We start from the raw sequence: 23,839 nt of genomic DNA on the forward strand, positions 1-23,839 counted from the left end.
CGGAGTCTGGAACTCCGGCAGTCTGTGATTCGAGGTGAAGCGTCCGCAGGTCAGGCGGACGCGTGGAGGTCAGGTGTGCGGCATGGCGGTGGCCGCGAGGACCGTACCGGCGGGCGGGCCGCTGACCGGGTCGCCCGGAGCGGGCGGGGTCGGGGTGAACTCGGTGCCCCGCCCCTTCGAGATCTCGATCAGCACCTGCCGGGCGGATTCGCAGTCGCCGGCGGCGCGGTGACTGCCACCGAGCCGGAGCCACCGGCGGGAGCCGAGCCAGTCGGCGTATGCGTTCATCAGGCAGTACCAGTTGTCCTGGGGCTCCAGGTGCATCGGCTTCTTCCCGGCCCGCTCGACGTCTTTGAGGACCACGGATCGGTCGAACTCGGAGTTGTAGGCGAGGATCGTCCGGCCCTTGGTGACCTTGCGGAGCCGGGGGAGCACCCTCTCGAACGGCCTCTTCCCGGCGACCATCTCGTCCGTGATGCCGTGCACCCATCGGGCTCCGTCACTGATCGGGGCGCCCGGGTCGACCAGGGTGTCCATCAGCTTCTTGCCGGTGGCCGCGTCGATCACGGCGATCTCGACGGTGCGGCCGTACAGGTCGGTGGTCTCGGTGTCGAGCACGACCGCGCGGCCCGGCTTCAGCAGGTCTCGCGCCTCCCGGGTGATCTCGCCCCACGCCGGGCGCAGCTCGATCTCGCCCGCGTAGGCGCCCGCCTCGGGGTCGTCGGCCAGCTCCCGCCGCACCGTGGCCTCGGTGGGCAGGTCCTCGATCCGTTCCCAGTCCAGCTCCCAGCGGTCGGTGTACGGCGAGTGCCAGGCCCAGACGGTCACGCCGTGCCGGTCGGCGAGGCCCTGGGCGAAGCCTCGGACGGCGGCGGCCCGGGTCGGCGCGAGCCTGGCGTACTCGCGCAGCGGGGACGGCGTTCCCTTCGGCAGGCCGCGGACCGCCTCCCAGTCGACGCCGGGCAGCTCCAGCAGGGCGCGGACGTCACCGAGCCGGTAGAGCGAGACGGTGACCGTGCGGTAGCGGCCGACCTCCTTCTCGTAGACGTGGGCCGGGCGGACCCACCCGGCGGCCTCGACGTACTTCCAGTCGCTCGCCCGGATCTCCAGCACGTCGGTGGCGGCGGCCTGGGCGGTGACGTACTGCTCGCCGTCGGCCTCGACGGCCATCGTGTCCAGGTCGGCGATCAGGTACCGGCCGCCGCGGCCGGTGGTGATACGACCTTCCTCCCCCATCCGCACCAGGTCGCTCCAGTGCCAGCCGATCCGGTCGGCCGCCGCGTCCCGGGGCAGGCTCGCCGCCTCCCACGCCAGGCGGTCGGCGACGATCGACCGCACCAGGTCGACATCGAGGGCGAGCGCGGCCGCCGTGGAGTACATCGGCCAGCCCTTGTAGTGGTCGACCGCCTCCAGGTGCTCCTGGGTGACCAGCTCGTCGACGTCGGCGGCGGTGACCGGCTCGCCGGTGTGGTCGGCGAGCAGGCCCGCGATACGTCGGGCGCCCAAGGCCTCGGGCAGGGGCGGTTCCTGCTGCGGGATCACCGGGGTGGCCTCGGTCGTGGCGTTCTCGGTCGTCGTGTCCTGCATGGTCTCCGTCACGGGCGGTGCTCCTTCTCGGCGGTCGTGGTGCGGTGGTCTTTCTGGGTGCCGAGTCGGGCGACGGCGTCGATCTCGGCGGCGAGCCGGGCGCGGGCCTCGGCGAGCCTTTCGCCGGCCGCACGCTTGGCGGCCCGGGTGCGGGCCAGGGCCTGGGCCTGGCGCTTCTCTCGCTCGGTGAGGGTCCGTACCACCTCCTCGTAGTGCGCCGTCTTCTCGGCGGCGATCTGCGCGCCGGGACGCTGCGGGCTCTTGCGGCCGGTCTTGGGCTTCCTCGCGCGCTGGAGGCGGGCGAAGTCGACCAGCTCCGTCGCGACGACCCACTTGGTCCGCTTGTGCAACGAGCCGGTGAGGAGCACGAGCCGGGGGAAGTTCGCGTGGCGCTTCTGCCAGTTCGAGATCGCGGACTTGCTGACGCCGACGAGCCGGGCGCCGTCGGCCAGGGTGACCAGCTCGCCGTGACGGCCCTGGTACTCGGGCCGGAGCCAGACCACACCGTCGGCGCTGGCTTCGGGTGGGGACTCGGGGGGTTTCACTTCCTGGTGCATCTGCGGGTCTCCTCGATGCGCCCGGGGCCGGGGCCGGTGGCTGCTGGGGGGCTTCGCCGCCCCCCAGGCCCCCGCTCCCCCGGCACCGCCCGGCGCGGTCAGCGCTCCCGTGGTGCGGGTGCGTGCGCGCCGGACGGCACCGGGGCTGTGTGTCCCTGGCCTGGGCAGGTTCCTGTTTTCCGACCGGAGATGAGGCGGGTCAGTCGTCGTCCGGGTCCGCCGCGGTGTTGCCGGTGTCGAGTCGGAGGTAGCTGTATCCGCTGTCGTACGGCTCGGGGTCGGTGATGGTGAACTCCCGGCGCAGGGCTTCGACGACCAGGGCAGTGGTGGCCTCGTCGGCTGCGATGCGGAGGTCGGCGATCCCGGGCAGGTGCTGGCGGGGGCGGCGCTCACGGCGGGCCATCAGTGGAAGCTCACTCGTGCGATGACGGCGAGCAGCTCGCCCGCGTCGCCGGCAGCCTGGAGGGCCTGGTGGTCGGCTTCCTTGACGGGGCCGACGACCAGGACGTGCTGGGCCCGGTCGAGCAGCGCCCACCAGTCCGCGGGCAGGCTCACGGTCTGCGCCGCCCGCCACAGCTCGATGTCGTCCTGGCCGTCGTCGTCGACGTGGACCAGTCCGCTCAGGGAGCGGTCGGCGATGGTGGCGCGCAGTCGCCAGGACGGGTCCACGTCCGGCATGCCGTGCAACCCCCAGTGGTCCCAGTCGGTGCGGGCCTCCAGGTCCTCGATCCCGGCGCCCTCGCTCTCCGGGTACAGCGTGAGCATCGGCAGGGGCTGCCCGTCGGGGGTCGTCGTCTGCCCGACGAACACCCCGTAGTTCTCCGCGAGGTGGTAGGCGTCGACATCACCCAGGTCCAGGTCGTCCAGGGTGAAGACGTCGATCCCGGCCGCCCGGAAGGCGTCCATCGGGTCGGTGGTCCCGCGCCGTGCCGCGCCCTCGGCGACCTTCCGGACGGCTTCCGCCAGAACCGGACCGTCCCCCATCGCCCAGTGATCGAGCGCGTCGTCTAGGAGCGCGGCCGCAGCGGCCTCGTCCATCGCATCGACGGCGGCGAACGCCTCGTCACCGCTCCCGGCCTGCATGGCCGTACGGGCCAGGGGGGCCCACTGCCGGGTCGTGTCGGAGGCGGCGAACCCGACGGTGGGGACCGCGCCGTAGACGGCTCCGGCGAGCGCGGCGAGCGTCGCCCGGTTCTCCTTCACGACCTTCGGGATCAGCCTCTGCTGGCACGGCTGGCATCCGGCCCGGCAGGCGGCGACCAGCCGGGCGGCGAGGTCGAGATCCAGGACCCTCCAGCTGCCGTGCGGCACGAGCGGCAGGGCGCTCAGGTCGGGGAGCGGGGTGTGCGTGTGGGTGGTGCCGGCGGCCGCGGAGCTGTACGCGGCTCCGGTGCGCTGCGCCTTCTTCTTGGCGCGCTGCTTCTTCCCGTGCTTCTTGACCACGAGTTCTCCTCGTCGGCGTGCAGCGGTTACCCATGACCCGATGCACGCGAGCAAGAACGTGGTGAGCTGCGCGGGCATACGGAAGATCCGTCGGGACGGACCGGTGGCGCTCTCGTCGCACTGATGCGCTGGGACCTTCTTGGTCCTGGCACCTTCGCCTCAGATCGCTCCCAGTCATGGGCTGAGGCTGGCTTGGGCCTGTGCGTGGCCTTGCTCGAAAAACGATACCCACCGCCACTGACAAAGAACGGTGAATTCGGCCAAGGCGCGGCCGAAGACGGTGCTCGGAATCACCCGCATTCACCGAACTGGCCCCGGCGTATCTGGATCGAGGTTTTTGACCTTGGTCGGTAGGGTCCGGTGGGGAGAACGTGGCGTGTGCTTGCTGACGTGCCACGGGAGTTCGTGGCACGGGGAGAAGCGCATGGGGGATGAAGTCGCGACGGCGGACACCGAAGCGGGCACCGCGCCCGAGACAGCTCCGGCCGCCTCACCTGGCCCGCTGCCGCTTCCCGAAGGGGCGGAGCCGGTAGCGGCGGTGACGGGCTATCACGCCCTGATCAAGGGCGGCGCGGTCACCGTGTTCGGTCCGGACGGCGCCGAGATCGCCTCCGCACGCCGTGCCAGCGGGTACGGCAGTGCCATCGCGGGCCGGGTCGGTGACACGCGGCTGGTCGCCGACGGGATCGGAGACGGACGGCTGACGACGTTCGCGGAGCTGGCCGCGCGTCATCACCGGGCGGTGGCCGACCCGGGCGCCCGTGACCGGGTGTGGGTGCGATGGGAGGAAGACGGCGTCGCCGCGGTGTACGGCACCGACAAGTACGACGATGACGACGTGCGGGCGGTGAAGGCCGGAAACCTGTACTGGTCGGGGCAGCGGCAGGCGCGGGCGACGGGCCGGAAGTGGAACCCGGGCACCCGTGACCGCAACCTCGCCGCGGTGCTGAAGGCCTTCGCCCGGCAGGACCGCAACATCGTCGTGCTGGGCCCCGGCCAGACGCTGGAGGATCTGCCCACCTCGCCGACACCAGTCGCTGCGGCGGCCGCTGCCGCTGTCCCGGCGCAGCAGGCCCCGCCGGCGGCCGCGCCGCCCGTCCCGGAGCCCGTCCCGGAGTCGGAGCCCGAGCCCGAGCCGGAGGACCTGACCGTTCTCTCCGACGAGGAACTGCTGGCGGCGGAGGACGCGGCCGCAACGGCCCGCCGCACGTACCGCTACAGCAGTGCCGAATCCCCCGTGACGGAGGCCGAGTACCAGCGCCTGCGCCAGGAGATCGGCAGGCGGCTGGTGGAGCGGGAGGCGGCGGCGGCGCCGGTCACGGAGCTGAGCAACGAGGACCTGGCCGCCGAGAGTGAGTGGTGGAAGAAGACGATCCACAAGACGTCGTTCCACTCCTCCGACGAGAAGTACCGGGCGCTGGAGCGGCGGCGCGATGCGGTGACCGCCGAGCAGAACGGCCGCACCGCCCGGGCCCTCATGGCGGGCCCGGCGGCGGCCGACTTGGACGATGAGGCGCTGGAGAGCGCCTACGAGCGGATCGGGCCGGTGTGGACCCGCCTGCCCGGCGGCAACGAGTTGAACGACCAGGTCACCGCCTACCGCAAGAGCCTCCAGGACGAACGGGTCGCCCGACGGGCGCGGTCCTACAGCGAGCGCACGCCGGTCGGCGAGATGACGCTGGAGGAACTGATCGCCGAGAGCGCCGACCTGGGCTCGCACCTGGCGGCCCGCAACGAGCAGTCCGCCTACTCCTACAGCGAGGCGGTCAAGGACGCCCGGGCGAAGCGCCTGCGGGCCGTGGACGACGAGTGGCACCAGCGGGGCCTGGAGCAGAACCCGGACGCCGCCCGCGCGGTCATGGGCGACAGCATCGGCGGCAAGCGGCAGGTACTGATCGACGGCTCGGAGCGTTCCTGCGCCTACGGCTACGTGGAGCGCCACGGGAAGAAGTTCCGGGCCCTGGCTGGCTGGGACGAGCGCAGCAGCCTTGGGGACTTCGACTCCGGGCCTGCGGCGATGGCCGCGCTGGTGCGGCGCTACGACCAGGACCCGGAGACGCTGCCCCGGCGCACCTGGGGCAACACGCGGGAGGTGGACCTGCCGAGCAGTTCCTACGATCCGCTGGTGTCGTGGCTGCGTCGCAGGCCTTCGGAGCTGTCCCGCGAATACGACCGGGTGCTCGACCTGCTCACCCCCTACCAGCTGCCGACGCAGACGAAGGTGCTCAACCCCCTCACGAACCAGGTCATGAGGGCTTACCCGTTCTACTTCGAGGAGGGCCTCCTCGGGGAGCTGGCGCGGATCGCGGAGCGGACCACGGAGGACCTGCGCGAGCAGTCCCTCAACGAGCAGCTGCCCAAGCGGGAGCGGGAGGCGGCCAAGCGGCGCATCCCGGCGATGGGCGCCGCGCTCATCGGCATCAACGCGGTGATCGAGCAGGTACGCGCCGCCGGCGGCGACGTGGAGCGGCGCGGTGTGGATCAGGGACGGCTGGCGGCGCAGATGGCTGCGCTGGCCGGTACCGTCGACGAACGAGAGGGAGGCGAGAGCGATGGCGGCGAACAGCCAGTACGCGACGCTGCTGCGGCGGCACTGGGAGGAGTTCCGGCCCCGGGAGCTGGCGGCGATGGAGGACCCGGAGCGGTACTTCCGGACGCTGGGGACGCAGATGAGCGAGGCAATCGCCGCGGCGGAGGAGGACCTGGAGGAAGCGCTGGAGCCGGAGACGGAGTACCAGGCCCGGGTCGGGCAGATGGCGCAGATCTCGGCGACGGCGCGGGAGCAGGTCCTGCGCGAGATGCTGCCGCCGCCGGAGGACGCGGAGGACCAGGCGGCGCCGCTGAGTCCGGAAGCGGTGGAGCTGGCGTCGATCCGCAGGGAGCTGGAGAACCTGTAGCGACCCGGCGGTTCCGCCCCGATCCGGCGGATCTGCCGCGCGGACCGCTGGCCCGGGCTGAGGCAAACCTTGCAGCCATCAAGGTGCTGCGGACACTGGAGCGCGAGAACCGCGGCACCACCATCGGCGAGGCGCGCACCCTGGCCCGCTGGTCGGGGTGGGGTTCGGTGCCGACCGTCTTCCTCGACGAGCCGGACCCGGACGAGCCGATCTACGGACCCGGTGGGGACCGGGAGGGCGGCTTCGAGACGGACCACGCCGCCTGGGAGTCGTACTCCCGGGTGCGCGGGGAGCTGCGGGACCTGCTGGACCCCTTCGAGTGGCGGGCGGCGTCCCGGGCCGTGCTGTCGGCCCACTACACCCCGCAGGCTGTTGCCGAGTCGATGTGGCAGGGCCTGGCCGCGTACGGCTTCGACGGCGGGGAGGTGCTGGAGGCCGGATGCGGCTCCGGCGCGTTCTTCGGAGTCGCCCCGCCGGCCGCGCGGCTGACCGGTGTCGAGCTGGACCCGACCACCGCGGCGATTGCCGGACGGATCTACCCGCACGCCAACGTGCTGGCGGAGTCGTTCACCGACACCGACGTCCCCCTCGGCACCTTCGACGCGGTGATCGGCAACGTCCCCTTCGCGCAGGCCCCGTTCGGCGAGCGGCGCTACCGGGCGGGCGGCCACTCCCTGCACAACGGGTTCATCATCAAGCAGCTCGCGCTGCTGCGGCCGGGCGCCTACATGGCCGTGATCACCTCGCGGTGGACACTGGACGGTGAGGACACCGCCGCCCGCCGCGACATGTCCCGCTGGGGCGACCTGGCGGCCGCCTACCGGCTACCCAAGGGCACCTTCGGCGAGACCGCCGACACCGACGTCGTCGCCGACGTGCTCGTGTTCCGGCGCCGCGCGGAGGGCGAGGAACCGCGCGACCTGGCCTGGATCGAGGCGCCGGAGCGGGAGCTGGGCGGCAACGCCGTGACCGTGAACGCCTACTTCACCGAGCACCCCGAGCACGTGCTGGGGCGCCTGACGACCGAGACGGGACCGTACGGGCCCCGGGTGACCGTGCAGGGCGACCCCGGGGAGGCGCCCCGGCTGCTGCGCGAGCGGATGCAGGCCGCCGCCGCCGCGGCGGTCGCCGACGGCCTGGGCTACGTCCATCACGAGGACTGGCCCCACCGCGAGCCCCTGCTCCTCCAGACCGCCCGGCTCAAGCACGCCACCGACTTCACCGGCCGCCTCTACACCGACGACAACGGAGCGATCTGGCAGCACGTCAACGGCGCGGACCCGGTCCGGGTCATCACGGCGGACGGCGTCTCGGGCACCGAACAGCTGCGGACGCTGCTGGCGCTGCGCGACGTCGCCGGCGAACTGCAGGAGCTGGACCGCACCGGCCAGGACCCGGACCGCGCGCGCGAAGTCCGCGACCAGCTCGCCCGGCTGCACGCCTCCTACACCGCCAAGCACGGGCCGCTGTCGCGCCCCCGGCAGACCCGGCTGGCGCTGCCGGGCGAGGAAGCGGCGGCCGCCGCCCGCGCGGCCGGCGTCGAACTCGACGGCGAGGACCGGCTCCCCACGGGCTGGGGCTGGTTCCGCCAGGATCCGCACGCCGCCGTCGTCCTGGGCCTGGAGCACTGGGACAAGGCGAATGACCGGGCGGTCAACTCCGAGGTCCTCACCCGGCGGCCGGGCGCCCGGCGCGGCGACCTGGAGCCCACCGACGACCCGAAGACGGCGCTGACAGCCGTGATGGGCGCCACCGGCCGCGTGGACCTGCCGCTGATCGCCTCACTGCTGGACACCACCGAAGACGAGGCCCGCGCGCGGCTGGGCACCGAGGTCTTCGACAACCCGGTCACCAAGAAGCTGGAGCACGCCGGGGCGTACCTGTCGGGGGCAGTGCGGGAGAAGCTGGAGCGGGCCCGCGAGGCGGCCACCACCGATCCGAAGTACGCGGTGAACGTTGCCGCCCTGGAAGTGGTGCAGCCGCCGCCGAAGCGGCTGGGGCAGTTCACCGCCCAGCTCGGCGCCCACTGGATTCCTGCGCCGCTGGTGCAGGGCTTCCTGCGCGAGTACCTCGGCGACCCGACCATCCAGGTCAGCCACAACGAGCGCTACGGCTGGTCGCTGGCCTCAGGGAAGGTGCCCGACGCGATCAACGCGTTGAAGGGCACCGAGCGGCGCTCGGCGGTGCACATCGCCAAGGCCCTCCTCGGCCGGGCGTCGATGGTCGTCCACCGGCTCGACGGCGACGGCGTCGACGAGGACGCCACCCGCGCCATGCGGTACAAGGCCGACGCGATGCGCTCTGCGTTCGAGGAGTTCTGCACCGCGAGCACCCAGCGGGTCACCCTGCTGACAGACGCCTACAACCGGCAGATGAACGGGCATGTCGTCCGCAGCTACGACGGCCTCGCCCCCACCCTGGAGGGGTTCACCACCGAGCGGACTCCGCACCCGTGGCAGCTGGCCGGCGCCGCGCGGATGCAGTTCGAGCGGGGCGTGATCCTCGCGCACGAGATGGGCCTGGGGAAGACCACCACGATGGTCATGGGCTCGCAGGCCCTCAAGGCCTCCGGGCAGATCGCCAAGCCGTTCGCGGTCGTCCAGCCGGGCCTGGGTAGGCAGTGGCTCGATGAGGCCAAGCTGCTCTACCCCAACGCGGACATCCACCTGATCACCTCCGACGACCTCGCAGACGGCAACCGGCGCCCGGTCCTGGAGTGGCTGCGCGCCAACAGCCCGGACCTGGTGATCTTCACCGAGGGCGCGTTCCAGTCGATCCGGATGAGCCCCGAACAGCAGGAGCTGTACCTCTTCCGCGAGATCGAGTCGCTCAAGGAGCAGCTGGAGCGCGAGCGCGGTGTCCCGCACAACGCCTTCGCGCTGATGAAGCTGGAACAGCGCCTGGCCACGGTGGAGTCCCGCATCCGGCGCAACGATGCCCCGATGCGCACCCCGGGAGAGGTGTACTGGGACGACCTCGGGTTCGACTACGCCTGCATCGACGAGGCACACCGGTTCACCGCCGTCGGCTTCCGCTCGAAGGAGGCCGGTGGCGAGAGCGCGAGCGTCCGCGCGGTGGACCTGCACCAGAAGCTCAGCTGGCACCACCGGATGGCGGAGTACGACGGCGGCCGCCCCACCGTGACCCTCGGCACCGGCACGCCGGTGGAGAACTCCATCTTCGAGCAGTATGCGTGCCTTGAGCTGGCGACGCCGTGGCTGCTGGACCAGTTCGGAGTCCACGGCCCAGACCTGTGGTCGGAGACCTTCGGGCAGAGGGTCCAGCGCATCGAGCAGGCGCCCGATGGCAGCGGCCTGACGATCGTGGAGCGGTTCAGCCGGTTCGTGTCGAAGTCCACGATGAAGACCATGTGGGGGCTGGCCACCGACACCAAGACCGGTGACGAGGTCGGCATCGAGCGGCCGAAGGTCGCCGGCGGCGCCCCCAAGCTGGTGCTGGTGGAGCCGACCGCCGACCAGCGGACCCGGCTCCAGTCCCTGGTCGTGCGGGGGCAGGCGATCCATGCCGGAGACGTCACCCGCGACGAGGACAACATGCTGGCCGTCTCCGGCGAGGGCCGAGCCGTCGCCCTCGACCCCCGGCTGGTGGACACCAACGCACCCGCGGGTAACAAGCTCGTGGAGGCGGCCGACATCATCGCCGCCGGCTACCACGCCCACAAGGACCACACCTACGCCGTCTCCAGCCGCGACGACACCCCGCACCCGGTCCCCGGCGGCCTGTTCTTCGTCTTCGCCAACTCCGGCACCCCCGGCGGCAACAACAAGGGCGGCTTCGACCTCTACGCCGAACTGCGTGACCTGCTCGCCGCCCGCGGTGTCCCCCCGGACATGGTCCAGTTCGCGCAGGAGCACCGGACCCCGGAGCGGAAAGCCGAGATGACCCGGGCTGCCAACAACGGCGGCATCGCGGTCCTGATGGGCTCCAGCGAAGTCCTCGGTACGGGCTTCAACGGGCAGAACCGGGCCTACGCCCTGATGCACCTGGATCAGGACTGGACCCCGGCCATGATGATGCAGCGCAACGCCCGCGCCCTGCGGCCGGGCAACCAGCACGAGGAAGTGGACATCTACTTCCTGGCCACCAAGGGCAGCATGGACGCCTGGCAGGTCGGTCTGCTCACCTCGAAGGCCGAAGGGCTGCGCGACATCCAGCGTCCGCCTGGCGTCGGCGACGACGACGGCGACACCGTCGAAGAGATCGGCGCGAGCGACTGGGACTACGCCACGATGGCCGCCGAGATCGGCGGCAACCCCTACATGCGGCAGTTCATGGAAGCCAAGATCCATCTCCAGGGCCTGGAGGCCGACCGCCGCAACGCGGCCGCCGACCGCGTCCGCCAGATGGAACTGCTGGGCACCAAGGAAGGCGAACTCGCCGGTACCCGGGCGGCCATCGCGGCCCGCGAGAAGGCCCTGCCGAAGATCACCGAGACGATCCGTGGCGACGCCTTCCGCATCCGTATCGGCGGCCGCGAGTTCGAGAAGTTCAGCGAGGCCGCCCCGGTCCTGCGCCAGGTCGTCACCGAAGCCGTGCGCGCCCACCAGCGCGAGGGCATCGGCCCGTGGAAGAAGCTGGGCACCTTCGGCGGCCTCGACTTCGCCGTCCAGCCGGAGATCGCCCACGGCAGCGGCGAGGTCCGCGCGTACGTCGGCTTCCCCGAGCTGCGGCACAGCGAATCGCGGTGCTCCGTGGAGGACCTGGTCAAGGGCAACATCGGTGCCACCATGCTGGGCCGTCTGGCCACCGCCCTCGAAAAGGCGGAGGACCACCAGCTGATGGACCGTGAGCGCCTTCCCGGCCTGGAGAAGGAGGTGGCGGTGCTGACGGCCCAGCAGGAAGCGGTGAACTACGGGCCCGCCATCGAGCACGCACGGCGCCGGGTCGAGCTGCTCGACGGGATCGTCGGCGCGATCACCGAGCGGGACAAGATCCCCGAGCTGACCGAGTCCATGCTCGACCCGAAGAAGCACCCCACCGAGAACAGCCGCAAGAAGGCCCTCCAAGAGAACGCGGAGAAGCGGGCACCCCACCAGGCCAACGTGGACGCGGCGGCCGCGAGGCTGTCCGCATTCGACGCGGAGAATCCCGCCCCCGAGCCCGTGGTGCTCGTCAACACCTGGACGGAGGACAACGACACCGACGAAGCGTTCGAGCAGTGGCGGGAGCGGCAACAGATCATCGTCCAGCAGAACCGGGAGGCCGGGCTGGGCGCCCCGATCCCTGCGGACGAGCCCGCCCCTGCCCCCGAGGACGGCGCTGACGATGCCGCGGCTGCCGAGCCCGCCGACGCCTCCGACGAGCACACCGAGAGTCAGGCCCAGGAGCCGGAGCCGGGCGGCGACGGCACCGAGGAACTGGCGGACGGACAGATGACCGTGGAAGAGGTCCAGCCCGAAGCGGTCGCCGGCGGGCCGGACACGACCGGTGCAGGCACGGCCGCGACGGACGACGGGCGAGAGCGCCTGACCAGTACCGACGGGCGGCTGACGTTCACCCTGCACGTGGTCCCTGCCGACGCCGGGTTCCATCAGGAGGCCGTGGACGGCTACCAGCGGCGTCGCAGCGAGTTCGCTGCCGTCGTCGAAACCAAGAACGAACAGTCAACCCAGACGCCCGCGGAGCAGGCGGACCAGCTGAACCGGTGGCGCCAGACCTACAAGACGGCCAGCGGCATGGAACCGTTGCGGCCGCTGCCCTCCCTGCGTCTGACCCGGCAGGAGGACGCCCCGGGCCTGATCCCCGCGGAGTACGACATCGGCTCGTGGGTGACCTGGCGGGACGGGCCCAACGGCCCGCAGGTGACCGGACAGGTGATGTCGCCCGGCCCGGGCAAGGACACCTGGTACGTCAGCACCGACCGGACCGGCGTCACCGGCGAGTACCACGTCCTCAGCCGGAGCGGGAAGAAGGCCACCGGCTACACCTACGCCCTCAACGGCGCCGCTGCGGACCTGCGGCCCGTCGACGGGCCCGCGGAACAGGTGCCGTTCGAGAACCTGCCCCCCGTGGACTCCGTCCCCTCCCAGCCCCTCACGTCGTACGCCGACTATGTGCCGCGCGAGGGCCTGGCCGTGGTGCGTGAGCCCATCCCGGTCACGGTCGGCGAGATCACGCCGCGCGGGCCGGAGCTGGTCTTCGACGTCCTCGCGGACGGCGTGCCGTTCGTGGTCGGGGTGACCCGCCACAACTTCAGCGGCGTCCAGATCTTCACTCCTCGCATCGAGATCGACGGCGAAGCGGTCCGGACGTTCGGCGGTGCGGAAAGCCGGGGCGGGGCGGTCGAGATCTGCGAGCGCGTGGTCCGGGAGGCCCGCGAGGACGCCGCCAAGCCTCTCCGCGCGCACGGCCGTGACTACAACTTCGCCCTGGCGGCCGACGGAAGGTGCGGGGGGTCCAACCTGCACGCGGCCGACGCTGAGCCTCAGCCGCTCTACCGCGTCGGCGACAGCGACCCTCTGTGCTTCGAGCACGTCGTGTCCACCTTCGACGTGGAGAGGTCCGAAGTCGGCAGACTCGCCCGCGCCCACCAGATCTGGGGGACCCGCGTGGTCACCGAACCCGCGGCCGATGTCGAGCAGCACACCGAGCAGCCGGAAGAACCCGCCGCGCAGGAGACGGCGGCCGCCGCGGCGTCGCAGGACCCGCACGAGGTCACCCGCGAGGCGCTCCAGGGCGGCAACCGGATCACGGTTGTCGTGAACGGCAGGAACATCGAATGGGACGGGGAGGCCTGGGGGCTGCCCGTGCCGGAAACGGCCACCGTCACCGGCACCGTCTACCCCGGGTACCGCGACTACCGCCAGAACACCACGCTGCTCGATGCCGTGATCCTCGACCAGACCGGGAGGGAGGTGACCGCACCAGAGAGCGTCTTCATCCGGCAACTGCCTGCGCGAGCGCAGCTCATCCCGGCCGAACACCGTGACGACCTGCGCCCGGAGACCCGCACCGTGGCGCAGGTCCGCCTGGGCGATCTCATCGCCGACGGCGGCACGCGGGGCGAGTCCGTCACCGAACTGCGGTTCGCGGACAACAACCGCCGGGGCAGCGTCATGGGGTTCTCCACCCGCGACGTGGCCACGGGCACCGCCAACGGCTTCGCCCTGAACCTCACGGATGAGGTCCAGGTCGTGCCGCGCGAGCGTCGGGCACCGCAGGACGTCGCCGCGGTGTTCGGCCGCCACGGCAGCCACGACCAGCTCGCGTTGGAGACTCAGCGGACCTACGACCTGCACGCCGCCGTCGCGGAGGTCACCTCGCGCGTCTGGCCGGACGGCGCTGGCCCCCAGGACGAGATCCAGGCACTCAGCAGGGCGATCGGGGCGATCGACGCGACCGCGAGGGGCGTGGACGCCTACCGGGCCAAGGCCGCGGCGATGGAGGCCGCGGGCACCGCCGCGGCCGCGCTGTTCGCCGCCACCGACGACGACATGCTCAACCGGTACGTCGGCCTGCCCCTGCACCGGCTGCGTCAGCACCTCGACTTCCAAGCCCAGCGGCTGCACGCGGATGTCGCCCACCTGATCGAGCGGGCGGCCGCCGCGCCGCCGGCGGAGAACACGAGCACCGTCGACGAGCCCACCCCGCCCGAGGTACAGCGCGCACCGGATCAGCCGACCGACCGCACCCAGGAAGGGGAGGGCGTGGCATCCCAGGGCAGAGGCGAGGTGGAACAGCTCGGGTTGTTCGGCGATCCGGCAGAGGGCCCGGCGGAGCCGGAGACGGCCACGGGCAGCGAGGCCGTTCCCGCTGAGGAACTGCCTGCCCAGTCGACGATGACCGAGGACGGGCGAGGGGCACAGCTTCAGGCGGCGCTCATTGAGGGCGAGACGATCGCCCCCGTGTCGTTCACCGACCGGCGCGAACCGGCGGCGGGCTGGATTCTGACAACGGCGGCCGGGCATGAGTTCCGGCTCCGCCCGGTGACGTACGCCCGTCCTGATGAGGACCAGTGGGAGGCCGGACACGACGCTGACGGCTCGTACTGGTGGAATGCGAATCTGGAGGATCGGCCCCTTGAGGCCGTGCTGGCGCGCGTCCGTGAGGACACCGCGACCCGTACCCGGTTCGCGTCCCTGTGGGCCCGGTACGGGCACCTGACGGAGCAGCCCCCGCAGTTCGAGACGACCACGGACCGCGTTGAGCTTGAAGAGGGTGTGTTCCTGATCCGGCGGTTCGGCCGCGTCGGCCTTATCGCGTCGTGCCGGTGGGGTTGGGAGCACCTGACCGACCCGGACGGCGCGCAGGGTCACACCGGTGAGGACTGGTCCCGTAAGGGCCCGGACAATCGGCAGTACGTCGCCGAGTGGAAGGTCTGGAACTCGGCCCAGGACGCCATTCCGACCGCGCGGCTACGCGTCGTGGCCCAGCTCACGGACGACATGGCCGACACGCCGGACGCGTACTGCGACGCGTCGGCGCCGTACGTCGGCAAGTGCAGCGCCAAGAGGTCGGGGGCCCGGTACACGGTCGCCGTCGACGATGACCAGGGCAGTGAGCTTGGCTGCTACACCGTGTGCGCGCGGTGCCTGTCTCACCGGCTCCTGAGCGACGAGGACGGACTCTTCGGCTACCGCGACGTGGAGAGCCTGGTGGGCGCCCTGGCCAAGGGTGATCCGAAGGTGGTCGACCTGCACTGGAAGCAGTGGCCCGACCGGGCCGCGGAGCTTGCCGGGCAGATGCTGTCGACCGCTCTGGATGCCGGAGAGGCCGCCCCGTGGCCCGCTCAGGCTCTGACGAGCCAGATTCTCACCGAGGCGTGCGAAGCCGGTGACGACCGGGCCATGCGTGAAGCGCGAGCGGCGGTGAAGGCTGCGGGCGGGAACGCGACGGCACAGAAGCGCGCGGCGGATGAGGCGTTCGCCGGCCGCCAGGACCGGACCGCGCTGGTCGCCCGGCGCGGCGCGACCCCGACGGAAGCGGCGGACGAGACCGACCGCACGGCCGCCGCAATCCTCGGGCTCGCCGGCTGGGGGACGGCGGGTAGCGACGCAGCGCCGGAGCCTGCTGAGGGGGCGGCGCCCCAGGCCGCCGACGTCGATGCGCTGACCGTCAGCCCGCGGGTCCTAAACGGGGAACCGTCCTCGTACCAGTTCACCGTCACCGGCCCCGGGCTGACCGTCGGCGAGTACCACATCTCCCACGACGCCCAGGGCAGGGGCGCCCGGGGAATCATGTGGCAAGCCTGGTGGCACGGTGTCGAGCCGTCGGGCCGGTGGGACGTGATCAGCATCGGTTCCGGCGAGGGCGAGAGCGCGGCCCTGGCGGCCGTCGCCGAACATGCGGCCAGCGCTGGCGGGGACGTCGCCGCCGGGTTCAGCGTCGCCCGCCGCATGCACTACGACGCCGGACTGTGGCTGCTGCCGGAAGTCGGGGAGTCGGAGGCGATCCAGTACCACCCTGATGGCTCGTGGACGATCACCGCCGAGACCGGCGCCCCGTACACGGTCCGCCGGGAGTGGCAAGGCCGCACCGCCTCCGGTGACCTGGCGCCGCTCCTGATCGAGGACCAGGCGGGGACCCTGATCGCGTCCTGCACCGCCGTCGACAGCTACATGTCCGCATGGGCGCCGATGCTCGATCGCCTCCGCCTCCACGCCACGGCAGTCGCTGACGGGGTGCAGCACGCGACGGCCGTCACCCTCGGCGGCCCGACCCAGGAGTGGGTTGAGGCGTGGTGTGTGTGCAGCTGGACCGAGCGCGCCGACGTCGCCGGGTACGCCGACCGCCTCCCCACCGGCGAGGCAATGGCCCTGGCGCACCGCCAGGAGACGTCGGCGGCGGCTGAGGCACCGGCCGGCGCTGAACTGCCGGAGCTGGACGTGGTGCTCCTGGACGTGGACGTGCCGCCACTCAACCCCGCCGGGCCGTACGACACCGACGAGGAGGCGCAGGCGGACATCGGCCGCCTGGGCGAGGCGTTCGCACGGTGGGACGCCCTGCCCACGGTCCAGCGCTACTACGAGGCCGACCGGCAGCAGCGCCCCGACGGCATGGGGAACCCGACCAACCCCGTCGCGCAGCTGGCGGCGGCGTACCGGGACGCCGAGCAGTCCCTGCGCGACGGCCCGGCGGGCTCGCCGGACGACCTGGTGCGTCAGGTCCACACGGTCGCGGTCTGGAGCGGCGCCCTGGAGCCCGTGGTCGACGAGGACCTGCGCGGTCCGCTGAGGGAGGTGCGGGCGGCCGCCACCCTGCTGGCCTCCCGTTCGCAGGCGACGGTGGAGGCCTTCGAGGCGGAGCTGGCCGCCCTCTCCACGGACCCCGCAGAGGAGGCGGCCGCCGATACGGCGCCTGCCGAACAGGCCCCCGTGGCCGTCGACGACGAGCCGGGGACCCCGGAGGACACCACCGCACCGGGCCCCGGCGAACCGGCCGCCGACACCGGTCCTGCGGAGCCGCCTGCGGCCGCGCAGACCACGGCGGCCCCGCCGGACGGCGTCACCGACGACGAGCCGGAGCCGGAGCCGGAGGAAGCCCCGGAGCCGCCGGCCGCCACCGACACCCCGGAGAACACCGCGGCGGACAGCGATCCGGAGCCGGATCGCGCGCCGGACCCCCAGGAACCCGCAGCCGCGGTCCCGGATGAGGGGATGCACGAGGCACGGCGCGAAGCGTCGTTCCTCGAGCAGGACCGCCCCCAGCCGACGGATGGCGATCAGCAGACACCGGAGCCCGGCACGGCGGCCGCACCGCCGCAGCCGGACCCGGCCCCGGAGCCGATCCCGGCCAGCGAGGCCGCCCCCGGTGACGAGACGGCGCGAGACGCTTCGGAGGAACCGACCATGACCACCCCGCCGACCCCGCACACCGACGCGCCGGCGCCGGACGAGCAGATCACCGAGGAGCCGCCCGCACCCCAGCGCTACGTCGACACCGTCGCCCTCGCCGGGGACCCGGGCTATCGGCTGCGCCTGTCCGGGCTGGACGGTCAGCCGGTCGACTCCGGAGACGTGCTGCGGGGCGACCTCGTCATCGCCACGCTCCACCCGGGCCCCGAGGGCGGGTGGTTCGCGCGACTGGCCGCCGAACGGCTGCCCAATGACGTCACGTACCTGGTCGACGCACCGCAGGACGCCGCGGCCCAAGCGGCGGTCATGCACTCCGCGTTCACCGGCGCCCCGTACGGTCCGGCGCCCGGGGCGGCCGTCGGCGACGAGACCCGGCAGCGGGTGGACGTGCTGCGGGCCGACCTGCGCGACGCGGCCGTACGGCACCGCGACGCGGTGGCCAGCGCGGCCGCCCGGGCCCACCCCGACCTCGGGCAGAACGAGCACTTCCAGGCGCTGGTCGGCCGCCTCGACGGCCTGGCGGCCGCGGTCTCCGACGCCCACGGATCGCAGCAGATGACGCAGCACCTCGACGCCGTCCAGGGGGCCGTCAACGCCTGGGGCGGTGTGCTGCCGAACGACCCCGGGAACCCCGAGCGCCGTCAGCTGGCCTTCCCGCTGGCCCATCTGCTGTACGACGCCCGGCGCATGCAGGACCAGGTGCAGGCCACGCTCACCGCGATGCAGGCAGAGCGGGAGGCCGCCCGGGCCGAAGAGGCCGCGGCCGCCGTCGCGCTCAACGAGAGCTATCTCGCCGACTACCGGGCCGGGCGCCCGCCTCGCGACGAGGCGGCCGCCGCGGCCTACCGCGAGTGGCAGCAGCTGGACGCGGAGAACCAGCAAGCGGCCCTCGACGCGCGGGGCGAGGAGGACGAGCACCGGTCGACCGACGTCGACGAGGGGACCGCCGCGGCGACGGACACCAGGCCCCGGCAGGAAGGCACAGAGTCCCAGAGTTCCGAAGTCCCGGACTCACAGAGCACGGACACGGCCCGTGAGGAAGTACCAGCGGCCCCAGCAGGGACGACAGCGGATGCACAGGCTTCGGAGAACGCGGAGAAGGGTGCCGCTTCCGAGGACGGCGGCCCGGCTCCCGAGGACGCCGTCGACGCCGTTCGCCAAGCACTGGAAGACGCTCTGCGGGCCGCCGATCAGCCGGAGCCTGCCGCGCCGGAGCCCGGTGAGCTGCCGCTGTGGACCGGCCCGGAGGCCTCGCCCGGGGACACCGCGGCGACGACGCCTCCGGCCGGGCCGATGGACGTCCGTACCGAGTTCCAGGCGGTGCTGGACGCCTGGGACGAGCACGTGCCTGCGGTGAACGGCACGGCCCAGGACCTGGTCGCCGACCTCGACGCCGACCTCGCCACGTTGCAGCGGGCGTTCGCTGAAGCGGTCGCCCCGCCCGCGCCGGCGGAACCGTCCACCCCTGCGGCCCCGGCGGAGAGCACCACGGAAGGGGCGGCGGCCGCGCCCGTCCCGCAGCAGGCCTCGGACGTCAACTCCGCACTCCAGCAGGCCGATACGCACAGCACCGCGCTCCAGGACCTCCCGGAGTGGCAGAAGATCCAGACTGTGCGCGGTGCGGTCGGTCACCTGTTCCGCGTCATGCGGGAGCGGGCCGGGGAGCACTTCGAGCGCCTGCTGGGGGACAACCGCGTCGGCGAGTTCTTCCGCAAGGTCTCGATCAACGCCTGCGAGAAGATCGCCGGGTGGGCGCAGGCGGGGGCCGACCGGCTCCGGCGCCGGGGCGAGGAGAAGGGGACGGACGCTGCGGCCGCCGATGCGCTGCGGGACGTCGCCGATGCCGCCTCCGCCTACAGCTCCCCCGGTGGCGGTCGCGGCGGGACACCGCCGGCGACGCGGGGCTCCGCGGCCACCACGGTGGGCATCCCGGAGATGCGGAAGCTCGGGGCTGCGTTGTCCCGGCCTCTCCCCGGCGCCAGAGACGGGCGCGGTGCGCGCGTCTCCACGGCGGCCGCGCGGGGCAAGTCGACTACGCGCGGCACGGTGAAGAAGCCGGGCGGCTCCGGGAAGCAGAAGGCGGGCGGCTCTGCGGAGCAGGCGGGGCACCTGCGCCGTGGCGGTACCGACCCGCAGCAGCAGAACCCCAAGCCGTCCCAGCGGTAGGACACGAACGAGGGCCCGGACTGCCGAGTCGGCGGTCCGGGCCCTGGTACTGCCGGTCAGCGCCTACGCTGACAGGGCCGTCCCAGCGGTCATCCCCCGTGCTGCTGGGGCGGCTTCGACGCGTTCGGCGTACACCCGGTAGGCCTTGCGCCCAGCCGGGGACGCCCCGTCGGCGGCGAGTGCGGCGCACGCCTCCAGGGCCGCCCGGTGGACACCGAGCGGTGCGGCCACCCGCAGCGAGTAGCCCTGACCCCGGCGGATGGTCCGGCCGCCGCTCAGCGCGTCCCGGAGCGCGACGTCGTCCGCGTCTTGCAGGTGCTCGGCGAGCAGGCCGGGCACGTCGATGCTCACGACCGGGTCCGCGGCCGCGGGGGCCTCCAGCTCCGGGCTCTCCTCGCCGTCCAGCTCCCCCAGCAGCTCCCCGAGGTCCTCGGGCACGCCACGCGCCCCTGCCGCGTCCAGCGCACGGCGGATCGTCTTGGGGTCGACGCCGTGCTGCCGGGCCAGCGCCTTCACCGCCGTCCCCTTTTCCTGGAAGGCCTTCACCACGGCGGCGGCCGTGTCCTCGTCGAACGCGGCCGGGCGCCCGAGGGTCTTGCCCTCCGCGCGTGCGGCGGCGACGCCGTCCCGGGTGTTCTCGCTGATCATGTCCCGCTGGAACTCCAGCACTCCAGCGAGCATCGTGACGAACAGCTTCGTCATCGGGTCCTCCGAAGTGAGGTCCATCCCCGCCCACGCGCCGGAGGCGATCCGCAGGTGCAGGCCTCGACGCCGCAGAACGTCGCGGACATCGAGTACGTCCTGGACCGAGCGGAACAGGCGGGCCGCGTCCGCAAGACGCACGACGTCGCCGACCGCCGCCTTGTCAAGCAGCTGCACAAAGCCCGGCCGTTTCAGCGGGTGAAGACGGCTGGAGGTCGCCGGGTCCTCGTACATGGGAGCGCCGCCGTCGATGTACGCGCCGAGCGCGTGCCGCTGACGGGCGTTGGTCTGCTTGTCCGTGCTGTGGCGCAGGTACAGCCGGTCAGTCACGGCCGTCCGCCTCGCCCTGGTGGTCGCGGTGCCACGCGCGTGCGATCAGAAGGGCCCGCCGGGCGGTGGTGGTGCCCCAGGTCGGCCGCTCCGCCGTGTCGTCCTGCGGCTGGAGTTCGACTCCGCCGTCCACCTCGTTGGCGCCCTCCAGCATCCGGGCCTCCGACGTCAGGAAGTCCGCGACCTCGGCATGGAAGGCGCCGCCGGCCGCCTTGATGCCGTCGGCCGCGGACCGGATCTCGGCGACCTCCTTCCGTACGCGCGCGACCCGCTGTTCGTACCGGAGCCGGTCCGCGTCGGTGTAGGGGATCTCGTTGTCCTGCCAGTCGACCTGCTTGAGCAGTGCCATCCGATGCCTCTTCCTGTTCGTCGCGAACCGGCGCCAGTACAGCTCCGGTTGCCCTGCGAGCCACCCTAGGGGGGCGAAAAGGGGAGGCGCAATTACCCTGGGGCGCCGATTGGATCGGAGTCACGTTTCCGCTGGTCGCCGATTGGATCATCCAATCAGACCCAAGGGAGGCGAAGACGACCGATTTCGCCTCCCCGGGCCACTGGATCGCATATGAGGCGACGCGACTGTTCCACCGCGGCCTCGGGCAGGGTTCACCAGTCGCCGGACGGTCCGGCGCGGGAGAGGGGAACCTGATGAGCCAAGATCTAAGCGCCGAGCTGTCCCGCATCTACCAGCGCTGCATCGAGCAGGTACGCATGATCGCCGCGCTCGACCCGACCAAGCCCGTCATGGACTGGGACCAGTACACCTGCACGGCCGCCAAGGAGTTCGCGTCGGACGCCGCGATGGCGTGGATCGGGGCTCACCCCGAGCACGAGACGCGTGACACGTACCGGGCAATCATGGGCGGCGTTCCCATCGAGCATGAAAGCGCCCGCAGGGGCTCGCCTACGCGATACATCACGTACGGGCTGACGTCCTTCGCCCGTGTCCTGCAGTGCATCGAGGCCATGCGTCTCGGTCGGTTCGACCCACACGTGCCAGGCGGCATCGTCCGAAGCGACGAGGACTGAACCAAAAGGGGTGGCGCTCAGCTCCACCCGCCCGGAGGGGGCCCGCAGTCCGACGTCTACCTTCCCCCTTCACTTCCGGCGGTGGCACTCCTCCTCCATCGGCTGGTGGCCCGGCGGGGGTGGCTGCTTGCCCCTCCGTAGCGGCGGACTGGCGGGTGGTGGCTCTCGCCGCGACGTCCGCCGGCGACGTCGGCATAACGTACACGCCTCCCGCAACTGACCCCGGTAGCCAGGGGACGCCGCCTGCTTCCTCCACCAGGGCCTCGCCCGGCTTCAACCGCGCGGGCGGGGCCCTTCCCGGTTGTCAGCCTCGTGGATCAGGGCGTGTCATCCAGCAGCTGGGGCGGGTGGCCGGGACAGTGATCGAGTCCAGCGCCGCCCGACCACGGGAGCTGAGTTGTGAACTCCACCCCTCAGACGCTCTTCTTCGAGGTGACCAGCGGAGTCGGCAATGAGCAGATGCTCGCCGCGAGCCGACTCCTGTCCCAGCATGATGACGCCTTCTGGCTCCGGCAGTTCCTGGATCCGGAGGACGTCGCCACCCATCGCCGGTACGAGCGCGTGACGGAGATCCCTGACGCGACCCGTCGCTCCCCATTCCACGGCGGCCCGATCCAGCACCTGCGCTGGGACCAGATCGGTGACCTCCTCAGGGAGGGAGTGCCAACGCCCAACAGCGAGACGGCCGTCCTGGCGGTCGCGGCCTCGCTCGTTGGGGAGTACGACATCAACTTGCGGGACACCCTGGCCGTGCTGAATGACGACCAGGTGCAGCTCGTCATCGCCGCCATCACCGAGGCTGCACTCGTCGGCGTCCCCTCGTAGCTCGTTTCCGCTCCCCTTCTGGAACGCATCGGCTCCCGTCCGCATGTCGCATCCGCCGGTCCCGGACTGGGCCCAGACAGCCCACGGGGGCGACCTCGACTAACGGGGTCACCCTCGACCGTTTCCGCTCTTGGAGGGGAATTACGAGGTGCGCGCCGCGGCCGTCGACGGACCGAAGGGGGTGTCGACGGGCGCGGGGAACCCCTCCCCCACCCCCGTTGCCTCGACCCAACGGGCGCCCGGCGAGGTGAGGCGCCGCGTTGCGTCGACACAACGAAGGAATGCCGGAGCGCTTAGGGGCGGCCGCCGCGTCAGAGGGTTTCCGCCCCCTGCCCATTGGACGGAGGTACGTGGGTGCTCACGATTCACGGGACACTAGGGCCCTTGCATACAAGGAGGGGAACGTCGGTGACTCCTGCAGTTCGAGCGGCGTGGCACGCCTGGCGCACCAAACACAAGCCCTGGTCTGACGAGTACGTCTGGCCAGGCGGGTGCGGGAGAGTCTGGTTCTGTGACTGCGGCGAGCAGTTCTGGCCGGAGGAGGCCATGGAGGCCCTCGGCGACTGGCGCGGGCATACCATCCCCCGGGAGCGACCCACCAAGTGACCCTGTAGCCGGCAAGGCGCCGACCTCCCTGAGGGTCGGCGCCATGACATCACAGAAGGTCACAGTTTCAGCACTGCGGCCACGGCAACGAACGCGCCGACGCCCAGGCCAAGGGCGGGGATGGCGGCCGGGTGGGTGTAGCCGATGTAGCCGATGAACGTGGTGACGACGAGAGCCAGGACCAGCTGGTGCGCGCGGTCGGTGGGCATGGGGAGGGTCCTCCTACGGATGGGACGGCCGTCGGGATCGGCGGCCAGGACGACGTTGAGGGACCGGCGGGTTAGCCCCGCAAGTCCTCACCCCTGCTCAAGGGAGTCGAAAACCTGCGGAGGGACCGGCGTCGAGATCCGCACTGAGAAGACCTGTTAAGAGGGTGCCCATTCAATAGCCGTCGCTCTGAATGTCATGGGTGACTCAGATGCGGGCCTGCGTGCCGATGGGCAGGGGCCGCCTCGCAGCTGCGCGTCCTCGTTGGGGTGAGGAGCCTGTAGGTGCCGTGACCAGGCACCAGACAGGCGGGTTGGCCGTACATGCGAATGACGATGATGGGGGCGGTGGTGGCCACGGCCCTGCTGGCGGCGCCGGCAAGCCATGCTGCCCCTTCTACTGCTGGCCCAGCTGCGGCCCGCGGCTTCAACCCTTGCGGCTACTCGGTGACCACTACAGCTCATCTGCGATCGGGGGCAGGGGCTCAGTACGCGTCCCTCGGGCTGCTCAGACGAGGGGACTGGGTGTACGGGCAGGCGGCCAAAGCAGGCTGGTACCGGGTCAGCCTCGCGACGGATTCCGCCAGCGGACTGAGGGCCGGGAAGGTCGGCTGGGTGAAATCGTCCCTACTGAAGAAGCAAACGTGCACACGGCTCGACTGACGACGGTCCGCCGCCAC

General features: G+C 72.0%; 10 protein-coding genes. 3 read left to right on the forward strand and 7 right to left on the reverse strand.

Annotated features, from left to right (window positions below; genetic code table 11):
- Positions 1-69: 69 nt before the first annotated feature.
- The 4 genes from ACZ7N4_RS34515 to ACZ7N4_RS34530 form a co-directional block, all read right to left on the reverse strand.
- The gene (locus tag ACZ7N4_RS34515; protein WP_471366814.1) at positions 70-1,599 is read right to left on the reverse strand and encodes a 3'-5' exonuclease; all 1,530 of its coding nucleotides are present in this window, start codon (positions 1,597-1,599) and stop codon (positions 70-72) included.
- Positions 1,596-2,144 carry a hypothetical protein gene (locus ACZ7N4_RS34520; protein ID WP_471366817.1) on the reverse strand — a complete coding sequence of 183 codons (549 nt, stop codon included), beginning with the start codon at positions 2,142-2,144 and terminating at the stop codon, positions 1,596-1,598. Before ACZ7N4_RS34520 ends, ACZ7N4_RS34515 begins: the two co-directional genes overlap by 4 nt.
- A 199-nt stretch (positions 2,145-2,343) precedes the next feature.
- A complete protein-coding gene (locus ACZ7N4_RS34525) occupies positions 2,344-2,547 on the reverse strand; it encodes a hypothetical protein (protein ID WP_471366820.1) in 204 nt (67 codons plus the stop codon).
- Entirely contained in the window at positions 2,547-3,587 is a 1,041-nt protein-coding gene (locus tag ACZ7N4_RS34530) for a hypothetical protein (RefSeq protein WP_471366822.1), read from the reverse strand. The genes ACZ7N4_RS34525 and ACZ7N4_RS34530 overlap by 1 nt, the downstream gene beginning before the upstream one ends.
- A 424-nt stretch (positions 3,588-4,011) precedes the next feature.
- Between ACZ7N4_RS34530 and ACZ7N4_RS34535 the strand changes: the two genes are divergently transcribed.
- A complete protein-coding gene (locus ACZ7N4_RS34535) occupies positions 4,012-19,464 on the forward strand; it encodes a hypothetical protein (protein WP_471366825.1) in 15,453 nt (5,150 codons plus the stop codon).
- A 63-nt stretch (positions 19,465-19,527) separates the two neighbouring features.
- On the opposite strand, the gene ACZ7N4_RS34540 is transcribed toward ACZ7N4_RS34535, so the two are convergent.
- Both ACZ7N4_RS34540 and ACZ7N4_RS34545 read right to left on the reverse strand, forming a co-directional pair.
- Positions 19,528-20,496, reverse strand: coding sequence for a recombinase family protein (locus ACZ7N4_RS34540; RefSeq protein ID WP_471366827.1), 969 nt, complete (start codon positions 20,494-20,496; stop codon positions 19,528-19,530).
- Positions 20,489-20,845: a hypothetical protein gene (locus ACZ7N4_RS34545; protein WP_471366830.1), complete on the reverse strand. Its 357-nt coding sequence runs from the start codon at positions 20,843-20,845 to the stop codon at positions 20,489-20,491. The genes ACZ7N4_RS34540 and ACZ7N4_RS34545 overlap by 8 nt, the downstream gene beginning before the upstream one ends.
- A 296-nt stretch (positions 20,846-21,141) precedes the next feature.
- Between ACZ7N4_RS34545 and ACZ7N4_RS34550 the strand changes: the two genes are divergently transcribed.
- Together ACZ7N4_RS34550 and ACZ7N4_RS34555 are read left to right on the forward strand one after the other, a co-directional pair.
- Positions 21,142-21,522 carry a hypothetical protein gene (locus ACZ7N4_RS34550; protein ID WP_471366833.1) on the forward strand — a complete coding sequence of 127 codons (381 nt, stop codon included), beginning with the start codon at positions 21,142-21,144 and terminating at the stop codon, positions 21,520-21,522.
- Between the two features lie 399 nt (positions 21,523-21,921).
- Positions 21,922-22,347, forward strand: a complete 426-nt coding sequence (locus tag ACZ7N4_RS34555) for a hypothetical protein (protein ID WP_471366835.1) — start codon at positions 21,922-21,924, stop codon at positions 22,345-22,347.
- Positions 22,348-23,012: 665 nt separating this feature from the next.
- On the opposite strand, the gene ACZ7N4_RS34560 is transcribed toward ACZ7N4_RS34555, so the two are convergent.
- Entirely contained in the window at positions 23,013-23,162 is a 150-nt protein-coding gene (locus tag ACZ7N4_RS34560; protein WP_471366837.1) for a hypothetical protein, read from the reverse strand.
- Positions 23,163-23,839 lie beyond the last annotated feature (677 nt).

The organism is Streptomyces sp. NPDC107654 (genome assembly GCF_055639035.1).

Excerpts from the sequence above, each read along its gene's own strand:
- ACZ7N4_RS34520 (WP_471366817.1), bottom strand. The coding sequence starts at position 2,144 with ATGCACCAGGAAGTGAAACCCCCCGAGTCCCCACCCGAAGCCAGCGCC.
- ACZ7N4_RS34525 (WP_471366820.1), bottom strand. The coding sequence starts at position 2,547 with ATGGCCCGCCGTGAGCGCCGCCCCCGCCAGCACCTGCCCGGGATCGCC.
- ACZ7N4_RS34535 (WP_471366825.1), top strand. The coding sequence starts at position 4,012 with ATGGGGGATGAAGTCGCGACGGCGGACACCGAAGCGGGCACCGCGCCC.
- ACZ7N4_RS34545 (WP_471366830.1), bottom strand. The coding sequence starts at position 20,845 with ATGGCACTGCTCAAGCAGGTCGACTGGCAGGACAACGAGATCCCCTAC.
- ACZ7N4_RS34550 (WP_471366833.1), top strand. The coding sequence starts at position 21,142 with ATGAGCCAAGATCTAAGCGCCGAGCTGTCCCGCATCTACCAGCGCTGC.
- ACZ7N4_RS34560 (WP_471366837.1), bottom strand. The coding sequence starts at position 23,162 with ATGCCCACCGACCGCGCGCACCAGCTGGTCCTGGCTCTCGTCGTCACC.